15 protein-coding genes are annotated in these 16078 nt (G+C 43.7%); 8 read left to right on the forward strand and 7 right to left on the reverse strand.

Annotation, left to right across the window (positions count from 1 at the left end):
• Positions 1-3: 3 nt before the first annotated feature.
• Entirely contained in the window at positions 4-1344 is a 1341-nt protein-coding gene (locus tag CWO27_RS12655; RefSeq protein WP_048657905.1) for a Na(+)-translocating NADH-quinone reductase subunit A, read from the reverse strand.
• A 521-nt stretch (positions 1345-1865) separates the two neighbouring features.
• The gene (gene bolA, locus CWO27_RS12660; RefSeq protein ID WP_017064186.1) at positions 1866-2174 is read right to left on the reverse strand and encodes a transcriptional regulator BolA; all 309 of its coding nucleotides are present in this window, start codon (positions 2172-2174) and stop codon (positions 1866-1868) included.
• Between the two features lie 174 nt (positions 2175-2348).
• Here bolA and CWO27_RS12665 point away from each other — a divergent pair, with 174 nt between their 5' ends.
• The 4 genes from CWO27_RS12665 to CWO27_RS12680 all read left to right on the forward strand — a co-directional run bounded on the left by CWO27_RS12665 (position 2349) and on the right by CWO27_RS12680 (position 6096).
• A complete protein-coding gene (locus CWO27_RS12665; RefSeq protein ID WP_048607983.1) occupies positions 2349-3500 on the forward strand; it encodes a methyltransferase in 1152 nt (383 codons plus the stop codon).
• A gap of 66 nt (positions 3501-3566) precedes the next feature.
• Complete coding sequence (locus CWO27_RS12670; protein WP_048663688.1) at positions 3567-4136, forward strand: YajG family lipoprotein; 570 nt, start codon at positions 3567-3569, stop codon at positions 4134-4136.
• A complete protein-coding gene (locus CWO27_RS12675) occupies positions 4136-4684 on the forward strand; it encodes a peptidylprolyl isomerase (RefSeq protein WP_102480753.1) in 549 nt (182 codons plus the stop codon). Before CWO27_RS12670 ends, CWO27_RS12675 begins: the two co-directional genes overlap by 1 nt.
• A gap of 53 nt (positions 4685-4737) precedes the next feature.
• The gene (locus CWO27_RS12680) at positions 4738-6096 is read left to right on the forward strand and encodes an AmpG family muropeptide MFS transporter (RefSeq protein ID WP_048657901.1); all 1359 of its coding nucleotides are present in this window, start codon (positions 4738-4740) and stop codon (positions 6094-6096) included.
• A 78-nt stretch (positions 6097-6174) separates the two neighbouring features.
• Here the strand turns inward: CWO27_RS12680 and CWO27_RS12685 are convergent, their stop codons facing one another.
• Positions 6175-7521 carry a DUF4397 domain-containing protein gene (locus CWO27_RS12685; protein WP_102480752.1) on the reverse strand — a complete coding sequence of 449 codons (1347 nt, stop codon included), beginning with the start codon at positions 7519-7521 and terminating at the stop codon, positions 6175-6177.
• Positions 7522-8109: 588 nt separating this feature from the next.
• Here CWO27_RS12685 and CWO27_RS12690 point away from each other — a divergent pair.
• The 3 genes from CWO27_RS12690 to csdA all read left to right on the forward strand — a co-directional run bounded on the left by CWO27_RS12690 (position 8110) and on the right by csdA (position 11194).
• Complete coding sequence (locus CWO27_RS12690; protein WP_102480751.1) at positions 8110-8892, forward strand: nucleoside-specific channel-forming Tsx family protein; 783 nt, start codon at positions 8110-8112, stop codon at positions 8890-8892.
• Positions 8893-9002: 110 nt separating this feature from the next.
• Positions 9003-9896 (forward strand): 2-dehydropantoate 2-reductase, encoded by an 894-nt coding sequence (panE, locus tag CWO27_RS12695; RefSeq protein WP_102480750.1) that lies wholly within the window; start codon positions 9003-9005, stop codon positions 9894-9896.
• A gap of 86 nt (positions 9897-9982) precedes the next feature.
• Positions 9983-11194, forward strand: coding sequence for a cysteine desulfurase CsdA (gene csdA, locus CWO27_RS12700; RefSeq protein WP_107899047.1), 1212 nt, complete (start codon positions 9983-9985; stop codon positions 11192-11194).
• Positions 11195-11267: 73 nt separating this feature from the next.
• On the opposite strand, the gene csdE is transcribed toward csdA, so the two are convergent.
• From csdE to CWO27_RS12720, 4 genes are all read right to left on the reverse strand, one after another.
• Positions 11268-11696, reverse strand: a complete 429-nt coding sequence (gene csdE, locus CWO27_RS12705; protein ID WP_107899048.1) for a cysteine desulfurase sulfur acceptor subunit CsdE — start codon at positions 11694-11696, stop codon at positions 11268-11270.
• Between the two features lie 37 nt (positions 11697-11733).
• Positions 11734-12543: a tRNA cyclic N6-threonylcarbamoyladenosine(37) synthase TcdA gene (gene tcdA / locus CWO27_RS12710; RefSeq protein WP_048657895.1), complete on the reverse strand. Its 810-nt coding sequence runs from the start codon at positions 12541-12543 to the stop codon at positions 11734-11736.
• 113 nt (positions 12544-12656) lie between these two features.
• Positions 12657-13769 carry a murein transglycosylase A gene (gene mltA / locus CWO27_RS12715; protein WP_048663693.1) on the reverse strand — a complete coding sequence of 371 codons (1113 nt, stop codon included), beginning with the start codon at positions 13767-13769 and terminating at the stop codon, positions 12657-12659.
• A gap of 81 nt (positions 13770-13850) precedes the next feature.
• Complete coding sequence (locus CWO27_RS12720; RefSeq protein ID WP_107899049.1) at positions 13851-14324, reverse strand: DUF2850 domain-containing protein; 474 nt, start codon at positions 14322-14324, stop codon at positions 13851-13853.
• A gap of 162 nt (positions 14325-14486) precedes the next feature.
• On the opposite strand from CWO27_RS12720, the gene argA reads away from it, so the two are divergent.
• Positions 14487-15824, forward strand: a complete 1338-nt coding sequence (gene argA / locus CWO27_RS12725) for an amino-acid N-acetyltransferase (RefSeq protein WP_048663694.1) — start codon at positions 14487-14489, stop codon at positions 15822-15824.
• Positions 15825-16078 lie beyond the last annotated feature (254 nt).

Here is a 16078-nt window from a genome sequence, read left to right on the forward strand (position 1 = left end):
AAATTACCCTTCCTTCTCAATCGTATCTAGGCATTCACGAAGTAGTTGACCGTACTCGTACTTACCTGGACATACAAAGGTACACAATGCTACATCTTCTTCGTCTAGCTCTAGCGCACCAAGTGCTTGAGCACTATCAATGTCGCCTGCACATAGATCACGAAGCAGCAATGTAGGTTCCATATCTAGAGGCATTACGCGCTCGTAGTTACCAATTGGAACCATTGAGCGGTCACTACCGTTTGTCGTCGTTGTCATGTTGAACAACTGACCTTTAAACAGGTGACCAAGGAATGAACGAGTAACAGAGAACTTGTTCTTACCAGGCATAGCCCAGCCGAATAGCTCTTTATCACGACCTTCACGTAGAACAGAAACTTGCTGATGGTAACGACCAAGGAAAGCATGTGGACCTGTTGCTTCAGTACCCGTAAGTACAGAACCAGAAATCACACGAACTTCGCCTGGCATTAACTCGCTGTCTGTCAACTCTTCAAGGCTAGCACCAATTTGAGTACGAACTAGACGTGGGTTGTTAACCACTGGACCAGCCAGAGAAACAACACGCTCAGAGTAAATCTCACCAGTAAGGAAAAGCTTACCGAATGCGATAACATCTTGGTAGTTAATGCTCCACGCTACATTTTGTGCATTTACCGGATATAGGTAATGCATATGCGTGCCTGCAAGACCTGCAGGGTGTGGGCCATCAAAAACATGTTCTTCAACGTTAGACTGAGCTGAACGAGGTAAGCTAGTACCTTTTTTACAAACGTACACTTTACCGTTAGTCAGAGTTGAAAGAAGATCTAAACCAGCAACGAAAGCATCAGACTGCTCGTTAATGATTAATTCTGGCTCAGCTGCTAGTGGATTAGTATCCATAGCAGTAACGAAAATAGCCTGAGTTTCAGAATCAACTGCTGGAACCTTGCTGAACGGACGAGTTCGCAAAGCGGTCCATGCGCCAGACTCAACTAACTGAGCTTTAACCGTTTCACGGTCAAGACTTGTTAGTTGGTTAGCTTCATAGCTATTGAACGTGATTTGCTCATTACCTGCTACTTCAATCACTACTGATTGAAGAACACGCTTAGCACCACGGTTCACTTCAATAACTTTACCGCTTGCTGGAGAAGTAAATACAACACCTGGGTTCTTTTTATCTGCAAAAAGAACTTGGCCTTTCTTCACTTCATCACCAACGCGAGCATGCATCGTAGGACGCATACCAACGTACTCTTCGCCAAGCAAGGCGACTTTAGTGATGGACTTACCATCATTAATCACCTGGGATGGAGTTCCTGCGATAGGAAGATCCAAACCCTTCTTTATTGTAATCATACGCACTTGCACTACTTTATCGGGAAAAAGATTCTTTTAATTGCGTAAATTCGGGACGTTTTAAAATCGCCCTTAGACACGACATTACAGTGTCCGGTTTCGGTAGATTTGAAATACCAAAATCGCAACATTATCTTAATAAATTCATCACACTAATTATGTGAGATTTATCAGGTGCCGTATTCTAGCATTTTTTGACAACTTGATGCCATGACCAATAACTTGAATACGGCCTTTATTTGGTGAGATTTGAAGCATATGGACTCTCAAATATGTATAAATTTGACGAGCCGCACAGATAATTTGGCTTTTGAATCGTGTTTTAAACAAGAGATTAATACTCTGTCACAAACTAATATTTTACGAGTTATGTTGAAACACTGTTAATAAAAACATTACTCATTGTAGGTATTTTCAGCCGTTCGATTTACCATCAGTTTGAGTGATATAACAACGAAAAACAGATGAATTTGACGACAAAAAAGGCGGCATCGCCACCTCTTCTATATTCGTAAGCTTTCTTACTTACCGCCGCCCATACACATCGGGCTATCTGGCACGTTATCTAGCTGCTTCATCCATTCATCTTTTGTATAAGTGTGAATGGACAATGCATGAATATTGTTCGCCAGCTCTTCTGAAAGGGCTTTATTTACCGCTCGATGACGAGCAATAAGACGCAAACCTTCAAACACATCGCTGACAACAATCACTTTGAAATGACTCTCAGAACCAGCCGGAACATTGTGCATATAGCTCTCATTGACCACGTTTAAATGACTTGGTGAAAACTCATTGTGCAATTTTGTTTCGATAACTTCTTGGATCATTGTGATTCCTTAATAACGTATTGGCATTATCCGTGGGGTGAGTATAAACCCTAACAGGTCGAGTGTCTGAGTATTTCATAACGAATGGCATAGGTTTGGTTGAGTTTTTTCTATCTTGTTCAGCCTGCATTTGAGACAATATCTTTGTTATTTCTTACATAAGTATCTCAAGCAATGAAAACCGAACTTACTCTTCACGACAGAACTTTGACCTTACATCGTTTCCCTAAACGTTCAAATGAAACCCTTCAAGCTTGGGATGCAGGCGACGAATACCTGATCAGTCATGTTGAAGAGATGAACCTTGAACCAGGTAAACACATCCTGATCATGAACGACAGCTTCGGTGCTCTATCGACTTGGTTCTCGAAAGATCATGATGTCACTATGATGAGCGACTCATTTATCTCTCACCGTGGTGCTCTGAAAAACTTGCAGCGTAATCAAAGTAACCGAGTGAACTTCTTGAACACAATGGATGATATCCCACACGGTATCGATCTTGTGATCATGCAGCTGCCGAAAACAAATCGTCACCTAATCTGGCAATTGAGTCAGCTACGCCAAGCTTTGCCTGAAGGCTGCCAAGTGATCGGTGTCAACAAGGTAAAAGAGATTCACACTTCTACGCTTAACCTGTTCGAGAAGTACCTAGGCGAAACCAAAACATCACTAGCGAAGAAAAAACACCGCTTAGTATTCTCGTCTCCAAACTGCCAGCCAATTCAAACGGTAGAGCCTTTTGTTGAATGGGATGTGGACGGTGAAGATATCCGCCTGAAAAATTTACCAAATGTTTACTCAGGGGAAGCACTCGATCAAGGCGCTCGCTATATGCTAGAGCACATCCCTCAAGATCCTGAGCTGCGTCATATCATCGACCTAGGCTGTGGCAACGGTGTATTGAGTGTAAAAGCTGGGCAATTGAACCCACAAGCTCGTATCACTTGTGTGGATGAAAGCTTTATGGCAGTGGAATCAGCACGCCAAAACGTCAAGGATAACCTTGGTGAAGAAGGTAACTTCCAGTTCATCGCCAACAACTGTTTAGATGGCTTCAAGAAAAACAGCACCTACTTAGTGATGTGTAATCCTCCATTCCATCAGCAACAAGCGATTACGGATCACATTGCGTGGCAAATGTTCTGTGATGCAAAGCATGTTCTAAGCAATGGAGGCAAATTAATTGTTATTGGCAACCGACACCTCGGATACGATGTCAAACTAGCAAGACTATTTGGTGAAGCTAACGTTGAAACGCTTGAACTAAACCAAAAATTTGAGATATTACAAGCAACAAGAGAACCTGCGAATTTTAATAAATAAGCAGAAACGACTTCACAAGAATTTAAGATACCGAGCTTCTGGTGTGAATTTAGAAAGGATAAAGGAATGAAAAAACTGATTTTGGCTGCTTCTATTATGGCTTTGACAGCATGTTCAGCCCCTCAGCAAGAACAGATCAATGTAATGCCAGAAGCTTCACTAAGCTCAAGCAACCTTGTACAAGGTAAAACATACACACTAACCAGTAAAGATGTTCGTGCCGCTCAATATGTTGCATTGGTTGATAGTGGCCGTTCAAACATTCAGCCAATTCATGCTAAGCAAAACATGCGTATTTCTCTAGAAAACGCTGTGGCTCAACAGTTAGAGTCTCAAGGTTTTCGTGCAAGCGTAAACAGTGAAAACTCAATTGTTTTAGAAATTCAAGAAGCACTCGTTACCGTAGAACACACCATTATGGAAAACAAAATGGACGGTAAAGTAACGCTTGAAGTTACCGCTGAAACACCGGAAGGTAAGCTCGTTAAAACATTCAACGGTACTGCTACTCGCACAGGAGCATTAAGCGCTTCAAACGATGATATCGCGATGGTGCTTAACGATGTAATCAACTTGGTATTGAAAGAGATTGCCAATGACCAAGAGCTACAAACTTACATGAAGGAACGTTTCTAATGGGTCGCATTCTATCTTTTATTGCATTAATGCTAGTGAGCGTGAGCGTTTGGGCTGGTCCTAAAGTGAACGTAGAAACAACATTAGGCGACTTCACTATCGAGCTTAACCAAGAGCAAGCACCAGTTAGTGCTGAGAACTTTTTAAAGTACGTTGCTGACGGCAGCTACGAAGGTACTATCTTCCACCGTGTTATTCCTGGCTTTATGGCGCAAGGTGGCGGCTTCGATCAAGAGATGAATCAACAAGCGACTTATGCTCCTATCAAAAATGAAGGCAGCAACGGCCTAAAGAATGATACAGCAACGATCGCTATGGCTCGCACTAATGCGCCAGATTCTGCAACTCGCCAGTTCTTCATTAACTTCTCTGATAATGATTTTTTGAACGCAAAAGGTGGTAACCCAGGTTACGCAGTATTCGGCAAAGTAACTGAAGGTTTTGATGTTGTACAAAAGATGGCAACAATTCCAACTAAACGAATGGGCCGCATGTCAGACATTCCAGTCGACCCAATCGTCATCACTAAAGTGACCCTTCTTAAGTAATCCAATGCAACGCCCTTATTTCTTAAGGGCGTTTTTCTATACAAGGACGCCCTATGTCATCAGGCACTCCCTCTCTTTCTTGGATGCAGACTTTTCGCAGCTACCTAGATAAACGCCTACTTTGGGTGTTTATGCTCGGCTGTTCGAGCGGCTTCCCATGGGTTCTTATTGGATCCAACATGTCTGGTTGGTTAAAAGATGCAGGTTTAACACGAGCAGCCATTGGCTACTTTGGTAGTGTGTTTGCCGTCTATGCGATTAACTTTCTATGGGCACCATTGGTAGACCGAGTAAAACTGCCGGTGCTTCACGCAATACTCGGCCAGCGCCGCAGTTGGATCTTTTTCTGCCAAACCATTGTTTTGATTGGCACCTTATTCATCGCAGGCGTCAATCCCGCAGAAAATTTGGCGTTTACCTCAATGTTGGCGCTCGCTATTGCTATTGCCTCAGCCACGCAAGATATCGCGATTGATGCATTTCGTATTGATACCTTCCCAAAATCCGAAGCATCAAAACTGCCGCAAGCTTCTGCAATGGCCGTCATTGGTTGGTGGACAGGGTATTCTCTACCAGGCTACCTTGCCTTTATTAATGCAGACTCAATCGGTTGGAATGGCGTGTATTACGGCATGGCAGGTGTCGTTGTTGTATTAATGCTGTTTACTCTTTTTGTCGGAGAGCCAAACACACAACGTGAAGCCCTACAAGAGCAAGCACAGCAGCGCCACAATAAAGTGGTCGGCTCAAAGCTTGTCGCTTGGTTCAGTGTAACGGTAATTGAACCGTTTTATGATTTCTTCAAAAGAAACGGCGTTCAAGTTGCCATTACTCTATTGCTGTTTGTGTTCCTATTTAAGATAGGTGAAGCCTTCTTAGGTCGCATGTCGATCACCTTCTATAAAGAGATAGGTTTCAGTAACGAACAGATCGGTCACTACTCCAAGTTAATTGGCTGGGGAGCAACCATATTCTTCACTTTGGTAGGCAGTGTCTTCAATGTGAAATTTGGCATTGTACGCGGACTGATGATCGGTGGTGTGGCAATGGCAGCAAGTAATCTAATGTTTGCGTGGATCGCTCAGACAGGCCCGAGTGAAACCTTGTTCTTGGCAACCATTATTGTCGACAACTTCACAACTGCCTTTTCTACCGTTGCGTTTGTCTCTTTCCTAACGTTATTAACAGGCCAAGCGTTTTCGGCAACACAATACGCCTTACTCGCATCCTTAGGTAACTTCGGTCGCACCACACTAGCTTCCTTCAGCGGTGAGTTGGTTGATTACCTCAATGACTGGTCAACCTTCTTTATATTGACTGCTCTCATGGTGATACCAAGTTTGATCATGCTCTATTCGTTGCGCCACTTTTTCACAGATTTACTAGAAAAAGCCAAAACCAACCACGAATAAGAGAAAAAGAAGACAGAATAGAAAGAGGGTAGCTTCACGCTACCCTCTTTTACTTTGTCACTACTGATTTAGTAAACGCTAGTCTGTTGTATCACTCACAATAAGGTTGAAGCCTGTGCCAGCCGAATCGTCGATCGCCACAACTTGATACACCACGCCATCAGCCAAGGTCGCCTGTGCTGAATTAACAGCGATTGTTGATGGGTCACCTGCAACGGTAATCGTTACATAATAAGTTCCCGCTGCAACATAAATGCCATTCGCATAATCTTTGAATTTCACATCACTCAGCGCCGGAGTGCTACCAGAGATCCCCGCATTTTCTGTTAAGTAGATATCCACCGAAGCTGCAATTGGGTTAGCAGCGGCGTGGGTAATGTTTAACACCGCACTGGTCGCAACCGGACGACGGTTTTCAGGAACAACCAAAGGTTCCAAATTCAGTGGACTTACTGTCCCTACCGCATAGACGCTGTAATCCATGCCAGCAAATACAGCTAATCCATCAACATCAATAAATGTCGGAGACGTCGTTCCCGTTTCGTATATATCAATATCATAACTGCCTGCTGCTAAATCTAAGAAACCGCGAATTTCTTTAAACATTAAACCATCAAGAGGAGCAAACTTAGCAGAATTAACAAATACATCTACAGCTGGTGCGCCATCGACCAAATGCCCGACTCTCACTTCGGCAGTTTCTGACATGTCGTATATTAAAGAGGAACCGCTACCATCCATCACCATCAACTTAACTGGAGATGCACTGTTTGAGTCAGCTCTTGGCACAGCTGCAATCGTTAGCTCGCTACCGCCAGACAGAGTGATCTCTCCTGAATCAAACGCGATAGCACTACCAGTGACTGTTTCAAGTCTCACGCGATATTGACCAGCAGGAATATTGAGCACATCGGTAAAATCTTTATAAGCCAACGTCCCCAACGGTGCACCCAATGGATCGCTAGGACCTGTGACATACAAGTTTACATCGCCGACACCTGTCGCCGCATGGACTACTTGCACATCTAAACTTGAACTTGTTGCCGTGCCCGCAGCAGGACGAGTAACAACTAAAGCCTCAACCGGGTTATTAGAACCATCAGCATCGCCGACCACCATCACGGTGTAATCTAGGTCTTTGCTCAGGTTAAATTGGCTTTGAGGTATGACGGTTGCGACGGCCTCTCCAGGAAGCTGAACGTCAACTTGCACTGAAGTCTGCCCTTCTGACACTGACGCGTACCCAGACGCTTGAGCATAATCGACGCCAGTCCAACGAGCTTGACTGTTGACGATAACATTAGCCAAAGGTGCATCGGGTGATGCGTGAACGGCTTGAAGTTGTGTAGTAGGTTCATCGTCATCGTCACACCCAACAACGAACAGGGCTGCTATTGCTACCGCTAGTAATGGTGAATATTTCATCGGTCTTCTCTCCAAAAAAGTTAGACCAGTTCGTCACACAAAAGATAAGCTCAGTAAAAAATCTTCAAATACTCTCTCAGTATTTAGTGCAGTGAACTGTCTCAATAATATCTGTGATGGGAAAAGTAATAAGGCTGACATTCCAAATTACTCATCACATGAGTTGTTCATCAATTGATTCCCCCACCATTACGGAGCTGGTTAAAAATAGATCAAAGAGTGGATCTAACTGAGGAGAGATTTAGTCGTTTTCTGGGGGTAAATTACATAGAAAAGAATACTGTTGATTTTGATATGCATGTCACTCTAATTAGTAGAATCGTTTGCTTAGCGTAGTATTTCACCTATTTATCCACAAAATAATCAAATTTCACAAAATCAATAGAATTAGAGGTGCATCTAGATGCATTGACACTTTAAAGTTCCATCATTTAGATCGTTAGTGTGATCAACCTCACCTTAATAATTGTAGTTTTCACTCTGTCTCACTTTTATTTGAGAACAAAATCGCTATTATGCTCGGCATTCGGACATTATAAACACGCACGGATTAGCGGGTTATTCATTTTTAACATAGAGAGTTCCATTATGCGTAAATCACTTTTAACTCTTGGCCTACTTGCAGCAGCATCTGCTCCAGTAATGGCGGCTGATTATTCTGACGGCGACATCCATAAGAACGATTACAAATGGATGCAATTCAACCTTATGGCTGCAATTGACGAACTTCCAGGTGAGTCTTCACATGATTACCTAGAGATGGAATTCGGTGGCCGCTCGGGAATCTTCGACCTTTATGGCTATGTTGACGTATTTAACCTAACGTCTGATCCAGGTAGCGATAAAGCTGGTGCTGAAAAGATGTTCATGAAGTTCGCTCCTCGTATGTCTCTAGACGGACTTACAGGTAAAGATCTTTCTTTCGGTCCAGTTCAAGAGCTTTACGTATCTACACTTATGGAATGGGGTGGTAACTCTGGCGTTAACACTCAAAAAGTTGGTTTAGGTTCTGACGTAATGGTTCCGTGGTTAGGCAAAATTGGCCTAAACCTTTACGGTACATACGATTCAAACAACAAAGATTGGAACGGTTACCAAGTTTCTGCAAACTGGTTTAAACCTTTCTACTTCTTCGAGAACGGTTCATTCATCTCTTACCAAGGTTACATCGATTACCAATTTGGTCTGGAAGACAAGTACTCTTCTGCAAGTAACGGTGGTGCAATGTACAATGGTATCTACTGGCACTCAGATCGTTTTGCTGTTGGTTACGGCCTAAAAGGTTACAAAGACATCTACGGTATTAAAGATACTGATGGATTCAAATCAACAGGCTTCGGTCACTACGTAGCAGTAACTTACAAGTTCTAATCGAACTTCTAAGAAAGTTTCCTAAATGGCACCCTCGGGTGCCATTTTTTATTGCTTTCATTTAATGCCTCGCTATCCTTGCAGCATCACTTTCTTATCTTGGTATTGCTGTGAACATCACGATTGTTGGACCTGGAGCAATTGGCTCTTTATGGGCAATAAAACTACTTCAAGCTGGTCATAATGTCTCTTTGTGGAGCCGCTCCCCTGAAACCTCAATTGACCTATCACTTGATGAGCAAACTTCACTTCACTTCAGTAACAACAATATCGAAAAGCTATCAGCGAGTGACTTAGTGATTTTCACGGTCAAGGCTTGGCAAGTAAAAGAAGCCACCACTCCGTTACTTCAATATCTCGACCCTGATACCATTCTTATGTTCATGCACAACGGAATGGGAGCAGTAGATGAGATAGCCACTCAGATTGATGCTCACCCGATAGTATTGGCAACCACCACCCAAGCAGCATTCAAACCTGATCGTAATAGTGTATATCACACTGGACTTGGCCAAACTCAACTGGGTGCTTTTAACCTCAATGGGCAACAGTGCACTTTTTTAGTTGATGTATTGGATAATGCTCTCCCGGCTGTGAGTTGGAACCCACAAATAAAAATCGCGCTTTGGACTAAACTCGCCATCAACTGTGCTATCAACCCACTGACTGGGTTAGAGCAAGTCAAGAATGGCGAACTTGCAGAGCAAAAGTTTGGAGATACTTTAAGCTCTATCGTTGAAGAGCTCACAAAAGTTATTCAGGCAGAAGGTATTGATTGTTCGATCGAAGAGTTAGAAGCGAGCGTCAAACAGGTAATCCAAGCCACAGCCCAGAACAACTCATCCATGAAGCAGGATATGTTTTACCAACGCAAGACAGAGATCGACTTCATCACTGGACACCTGATAAAAACAGCAAATAAGCATCAGATAGAAGTTCCCGTTAACCAAAAGCTGTTCGATCAGGTCAAAGAGCAAGAAAATAGCTGGAATCATCAAGATTAGTCAGCAACGGTTAACAAGTCGCGATAAAATAACAATACTGATCAGCATGACGCTGGCACCAATTTCCAAGATTTAGGTAAGAATAGATGTTTGATATCAATCACATCCGAGAGCAGTTTCCTGCGCTATCACAAACCATCAATCAACAACCATTGATTTACTTAGACAGCGCGGCAACAACACAAAAACCTCAGGTAGTTATTGATGCCATTAGCCAATATTACTCCAAACAAAATGCCAATGTTCACCGTGGTAGTCATAGCTTAACAGCGAACGCGACCAGTCAGTTTGAAGCTGCTAGAGATAAGGTCGCTCAGTTCATTGGCGCAACCTCATCAAAAGAGATCATCTGGACTCGTGGTGCCACCGAAGCACTCAATTTAATTGCTCAAACTTACGCAAGAAGTACCCTTCAACCTGGCGATGAGATCTTAGTGAGTGAAATGGAACATCACGCCAACATAGTGCCTTGGCAAATTGTTGCAGAACAAACCGGCGCTAAAGTAGTTAAAGTGCCAATGACATCTGATTGCGAATTTGATCTACAAGCTTTTGATCATCTTCTTAATGATAAGACCAAGATTGTTGCCTTAGCTCAGATCACCAATGTCACAGGTTCTCGTCAGCCAATTGAACAAGTCATCGAAAAAGCTCACAAGATGAATGCGGTTGTGGTGGTTGATGGCGCACAAGGTATCGTTCATGAATCAATTGATGTTGCAGCTTTAGGCGCTGATTTCTACGTATTCTCTGGGCACAAGCTCTATGCTCCCGCCGGCATTGGTGTACTTTACGGCAAGCTTGAATTGCTCGAAGCGATGCCACCATGGCACGGTGGAGGTAAAATGGTTGAGCGAGTATCATTTTCTGGTACCACTTTTTCAGAATTACCGGGCAAGTTTGAAGCAGGCACGCCAAATGTTGCCGGAGCGATAGCATTAAGTACTGCAATAGAATGGTTAAGTGGTTTTACACAGCAAGATGTCGAAAATCATATCCACCAGCTACAGCACGAGACTTACCTTGCGCTCAGTAAACTGGATGACATTCAGATTTTGGGCTATCAACCCAACGCCAGTGTGATTACGTTTGTAATGGATGGCGTTCACCATCAAGATATAGCGACTCTACTGGATCAGCAAGGTATCGCAGTACGTGCAGGGCATCATTGTGCTCACCCATTGATGGATGCTCTTAATGTGAAAGGAACGGTTCGTATTTCATTTGGCATTTACAACAACATGGATGATGTTGAAAGGCTCGTAGCGGCGATAGAAAAAGCCGTTGATATGCTTTAGCCGAGTCACGAGCGAAATTATTTAGGGTTGGCGTTTAGCGTCAACCCTTTTGTTTCTGTGTATCTAAGAGATGTTAAGCACTGAGCTCTTGGATTTGAGCAACAATCGCTTTTAAGCCGTTACCGCGAGATGGGCTTAGGTGAGTGATTAGACCGATTTTTTCAAAGTAGCTGTCAATATCAAACCCTTGAATCTGCACTGATGTTTTTCCATCATACGCAGCCATCACTAATGCAATCAGACCGCGAACGATGCGAGCATCAGAGTCAGCACAAAAGTGCCAAACACCATCGATATTTTGAGAAACCAACCACACTTGGCTTTCACAACCAGAGACAATCACCTGCTCACTTTTCAGTTCATCAGGCATGTTAGGTAGTTTTTTTCCCCATTGAATCACTTGGCGATAACGGTCTTCCCAGCCGCTGAATGTCTGCATTTTCGCGACAATATCATCACTGGTAATTTCAGTGCCGAATGGAGAGCTTGGGAATGTGGTCATTTTAATATCCAGTCGATTATTAATTGAATAGAAGACGTTACTTAGCGTGCTTTTGAATCAGCTTTTCTACAATACGTGAAACAGCCACAAAACCAAACGTCGCCGTTACCACCGTTGCCGCACCAAAACCCGTCGCACAATCCATGCGCTTTGGACCTTCTGCTGTTGCTTTCGCAGCGCATACACTGCCGTCAGCTTGAGGATATTTCAGCTGTTCAGTTGAGAACACACAATCGATACCAAACTTACGTGCTGGATTCTTAGGGAAATTATGATGACGACGAAGGGTGTCTTTTAGCTTCTTCGCTAGCGGGTCTTGAATTGTCTTGGTCAGATCGGCCACTTTAATTTGCGTTGGGTCGATTTGACCACCAGCACCACCAGTAGTGATCACCTTAATTTTGTTGCTACGACAGTACGCCAGCAGCGAAGCCTTCGCTTTCATGCTATCAATAGCATCTAACACAAAGTCGAACTCTTTCGATAGGTATTCAGCCTGATTGTCTGGGCCGATAAAGTCATCAATCAGGTTAACTTTGCATTCAGGGTTAATCAGCTTGACGCGCTCTGCCATCACTTCGATTTTGCTCTTACCAACGGTACCCGACATAGCATGAATCTGACGGTTAATGTTGGTCACGCAAACGTCATCCATATCGATCAACGTCAGCTCACCTAAACCAGTACGAGCAAGCGCTTCAACCGCCCATGAACCTACACCGCCAATACCGATTACACACACGTGTGCTCCTCTAAGTATGTCGACTTCACTATTGCCATACAGGCGACGAGTGCCACCAAATCGTTGGTCATAGTTTTCTGAAGCTGGAGTGGTCAATTCACGCATTGTTGCCGCCAATTTATTTCTGAGAAAAAGAAAAGAGTGCGTTTTATACGCACTCTTGAATAAAAAGTCTAGGGGATTAACGATTCGCTTTCAATGCCCTATTTTATTGTCGCTTACTCAACCTTTTCAGGAGGCAAAGCCCAAGGAGCTTCGGTTGCGCTGCCATCTAACCCGAGCTTCCACACACGACCAAAATGCTTGTAATGACCCGCTTCAGTACCCGCTCGAGGGCCCATGCCGTGGTAAAGGTCCAAATGGTTTTGCTTAACCGCGCCGCCCGTATCCAAAACCAGTAACAGTCTTAATTGGTGTGCACCGCTCCAAGTACCATCCGCATTCAATAAAGGAACCTCAGCCAGAATTGGAGTTCCCATAGGCAAGATAGAGCGATCGCCAGCTACTGCAGCCATTGGTAATAGAGGAATCCCAGCACTGCCCATTACTGACAAGTCGTCTCTCGCTTCAAAAAACACGAAAGATGGATTTTGCTCAAGCAACTCTTTGACCACTTCAGGGTCGTTTGCCAATACCCACTCTTTGATTGCTTTTAGTGACATTTTTTCGCGTGGAACTAAGCCTCGCTCAATCAAAACACGGCCAATGCTCACATAAGCTTTATTGTTCTTACCTGCGTATGCGAAATACTGCAGCGTATCATCATCACCGAAGTGCACGAACCCACTGCCCTGCACTTCCATCATAAATGGGTCGATACGGTTTGCTGAGTAACCTAACTCAAGGCCTTGACCTTCTAATGCGCCGTTGTAAATTTCTTCGCGTGTTGGACACTCTTTACCACATTCAGGAAGCCCATAAACTGGGTAACGATATTCTTCATTCGCTTCGTGGCGCAACTCCATTACAGGAGAAAAGTAACCCGTGAACAAAACATTGCCTTGTTTATCACCACCACCAAGCTGCGCAGTTTGAACGCCAAAGTTTGCTAACTCACTCGGGTCACCACTCAGCATTGCCCACTCATTGAGTTGCTGATAAAGCGGCTCATAGATTTTAGCCATCGAAGGAGATTTAGAAACCACCATCTCAGCTTGCTCTGAAAATGCGGTATAGTCTCTTGGTTTATTGGATTCAACCTGATCGACCTTATTTAAGGTGCGGGGAAATTCATCATCAAGGTGTTGTTGAGCGAGATCAGTGGGTTGAGCACAGCCAAATAACAAAGAGGCAGCGACAAGGGGAAGCCATTTTTTAATCACAAGAGTCATCCTAAAAATTCTATGCATCGAGGATGACAAAAACAGTCAGATAACACAATCTTAGATTGTAAGAGTTTACAATAAGATAACCTACCGGACGGAGTTATCGATGTGACCTTTAAGACGGAAGGTAGGGTTATAGTGGCTGTCAGAATCGAGCACCATTTCTGTATTGTCAGAATTAGTCATGCGGTAGCGATAGGTCTTTTCACCGGCCTTATATTCGAAGTAGTGGCCATCAAAGTCAAAGTTCGTCGAGATAACAGACCCACGAACTGACACACCATTAGCATTCAGTACAAACTCATCTGTCGCATAATGTGCAACATCCTGCTCTATCCAAGTACCATATATTAGATGATCAGGCGTCGCCGCATCTTGCACTCGGGAAAGCACATCACCGAATAAAGAAACCACAGCAAATGAACCCACCAAGGCTAAAACCATTAAGCAGCGCTCAATGATCTTACGCTTCAACTTAGATTGATTGCGCTGATCTGCTTCACTGTAGAGGCCTTTGGTTATCTCATCGATTTTGTTCTTTGTAGCGGGAACTTGCTGCATTCGTTTACGACTCATAAGGATGCTATGCGCATTCTACACTGAGACAGTTTATATATTGAAGTCTAGATAAGAATAGTTTGCGCTTTATTCCAAAAAGGTGTTGTTTACATTTGAATTTAAATGCTAAATTAGCGAATAAATAAACATAAATGGACTTGTTCTGTGAAATTAAGAAGTACAGCGCTAGTAAAAGGTTTCAGACAATCAACCCCTTACGTGAATGCTCACCGTGGCAAAACCATGGTCATTATGCTGGGAGGCGAAGCTGTTGCCGATAGAAACTTTGGTAACATTATTAGCGACATTGCCCTACTCCATAGTCTTGGCGTGAAGATTGTTCTCGTTCACGGGGCAAGACCACAGATCAACCAACTGTTAGAAAAACAAGATTGCCATACGCCTTATCACAAGAATATTAGAGTCACCGATGAATACTCTCTGGGTGTCGCTATGCAGGCAGCTGGCCAGCTACAACTAGCCATAACAGCTCGCCTTTCAATGAGCTTGAACAACACCCCTATGGCAGGCACTCAACTCAATGTGATGAGTGGTAACTTCATCACCGCGCAACCGCTAGGTGTCGATGATGGTACAGATTATTGCCACAGTGGTCGTATTCGTCGAATCGATATCGAAGGGATTAATCGCACACTTGACCAAGGTTCCATAGTCCTTCTTGGGCCCATAGCTAGCTCCGTGACTGGCGAAAGCTTTAACCTGCTTTCAGAAGAAGTCGCAACTCAGGTTGCTATTCGTTTAAAGGCCGACAAGCTGATTGGTTTCTGTTCCGAGCAAGGGGTAACAGATGAAAGCGGCAATGTACTCGCCGAACTCTTCCCTAAAGACGCCAAACAAATTCTAGAACGCTTAACAGAATCTCAAAAACCTGCCGAAGACATGAGCACAGGAACACTGCGCTTCTTGAAAGGTGCGATCTCGGCTTGTCGTGCCGGAGTCCCTCGTTGCCATCTAATCAGCTACAAAGTCGACGGCGCATTAATCCAAGAGCTGTTCTCTTTTGATGGTATTGGCACCCAAGTGGTCATGGCGAGTGCAGAGCAAGTAAGACAAGCTCAGATTGACGATATTGGTGGCATATTTGATCTCATTCGTCCTTTAGAAGAACAAGGCATCTTGGTTCGTCGTTCAAGAGAGCAATTAGAGCAGGAGATCCACCGCTTTACCATTATCGAAAAAGACGGACTGATCATTGGTTGCGCGGCGCTATACGCCTACCCGGAAGATCACATGGCAGAGATGGCGTGTGTTGCAATCCACCCTGATTATCGTGATGGAAATCGTGGGCAATTACTGCTGGATTACATGCGCCACCAATCAAAATCTCGCGATATCGACCAAATATTTGTCCTAACGACACACAGCCTTCATTGGTTTCGTGAACAAGGTTTTTACGAGATAGCAGTTGATGAGTTACCGATGGAAAAACAAGGGCTATACAACTATCAGAGAAACTCAAAGATCCTGGCGCTCAACGTATAAATAAAGTTTTTGGAGCGGAATCTCACTTCAAAATAAAAATAATTGCAAACGTAATCGTTTTCTATATGAGATTTATTAACTATGCACTTTAACTCACACGCAAAATTGTATAGAATTTAGTCGCTTTAACAAAATAACAAATGTTTTTATTGGAATTACCATCTCGGTTGTCATATCACATGCATTGAGGTGGTCACTGCACGGATTGCTATACCCGTTGACGGTCAGCACGCTAACATTAGCTCTGCTCGTTA

The sequence above is a fragment of the Vibrio sp. 10N.286.51.C3 genome (genome assembly GCF_003050065.1).
Classification (GTDB): domain Bacteria; phylum Pseudomonadota; class Gammaproteobacteria; order Enterobacterales; family Vibrionaceae; genus Vibrio; species Vibrio crassostreae.

Excerpts from the sequence above, each read along its gene's own strand:
- CWO27_RS12655 (WP_048657905.1), bottom strand. The coding sequence starts at position 1,344 with ATGATTACAATAAAGAAGGGTTTGGATCTTCCTATCGCAGGAACTCCA.
- bolA (WP_017064186.1), bottom strand. The coding sequence starts at position 2,174 with ATGATCCAAGAAGTTATCGAAACAAAATTGCACAATGAGTTTTCACCA.
- CWO27_RS12665 (WP_048607983.1), top strand. The coding sequence starts at position 2,349 with ATGAAAACCGAACTTACTCTTCACGACAGAACTTTGACCTTACATCGT.
- CWO27_RS12670 (WP_048663688.1), top strand. The coding sequence starts at position 3,567 with ATGAAAAAACTGATTTTGGCTGCTTCTATTATGGCTTTGACAGCATGT.
- CWO27_RS12675 (WP_102480753.1), top strand. The coding sequence starts at position 4,136 with ATGGGTCGCATTCTATCTTTTATTGCATTAATGCTAGTGAGCGTGAGC.
- CWO27_RS12680 (WP_048657901.1), top strand. The coding sequence starts at position 4,738 with ATGTCATCAGGCACTCCCTCTCTTTCTTGGATGCAGACTTTTCGCAGC.
- CWO27_RS12685 (WP_102480752.1), bottom strand. The coding sequence starts at position 7,521 with ATGAAATATTCACCATTACTAGCGGTAGCAATAGCAGCCCTGTTCGTT.
- CWO27_RS12690 (WP_102480751.1), top strand. The coding sequence starts at position 8,110 with ATGCGTAAATCACTTTTAACTCTTGGCCTACTTGCAGCAGCATCTGCT.
- csdA (WP_107899047.1), top strand. The coding sequence starts at position 9,983 with ATGTTTGATATCAATCACATCCGAGAGCAGTTTCCTGCGCTATCACAA.
- csdE (WP_107899048.1), bottom strand. The coding sequence starts at position 11,696 with ATGACCACATTCCCAAGCTCTCCATTCGGCACTGAAATTACCAGTGAT.
- tcdA (WP_048657895.1), bottom strand. The coding sequence starts at position 12,543 with ATGCGTGAATTGACCACTCCAGCTTCAGAAAACTATGACCAACGATTT.
- mltA (WP_048663693.1), bottom strand. The coding sequence starts at position 13,769 with ATGACTCTTGTGATTAAAAAATGGCTTCCCCTTGTCGCTGCCTCTTTG.
- CWO27_RS12720 (WP_107899049.1), bottom strand. The coding sequence starts at position 14,324 with ATGCAGCAAGTTCCCGCTACAAAGAACAAAATCGATGAGATAACCAAA.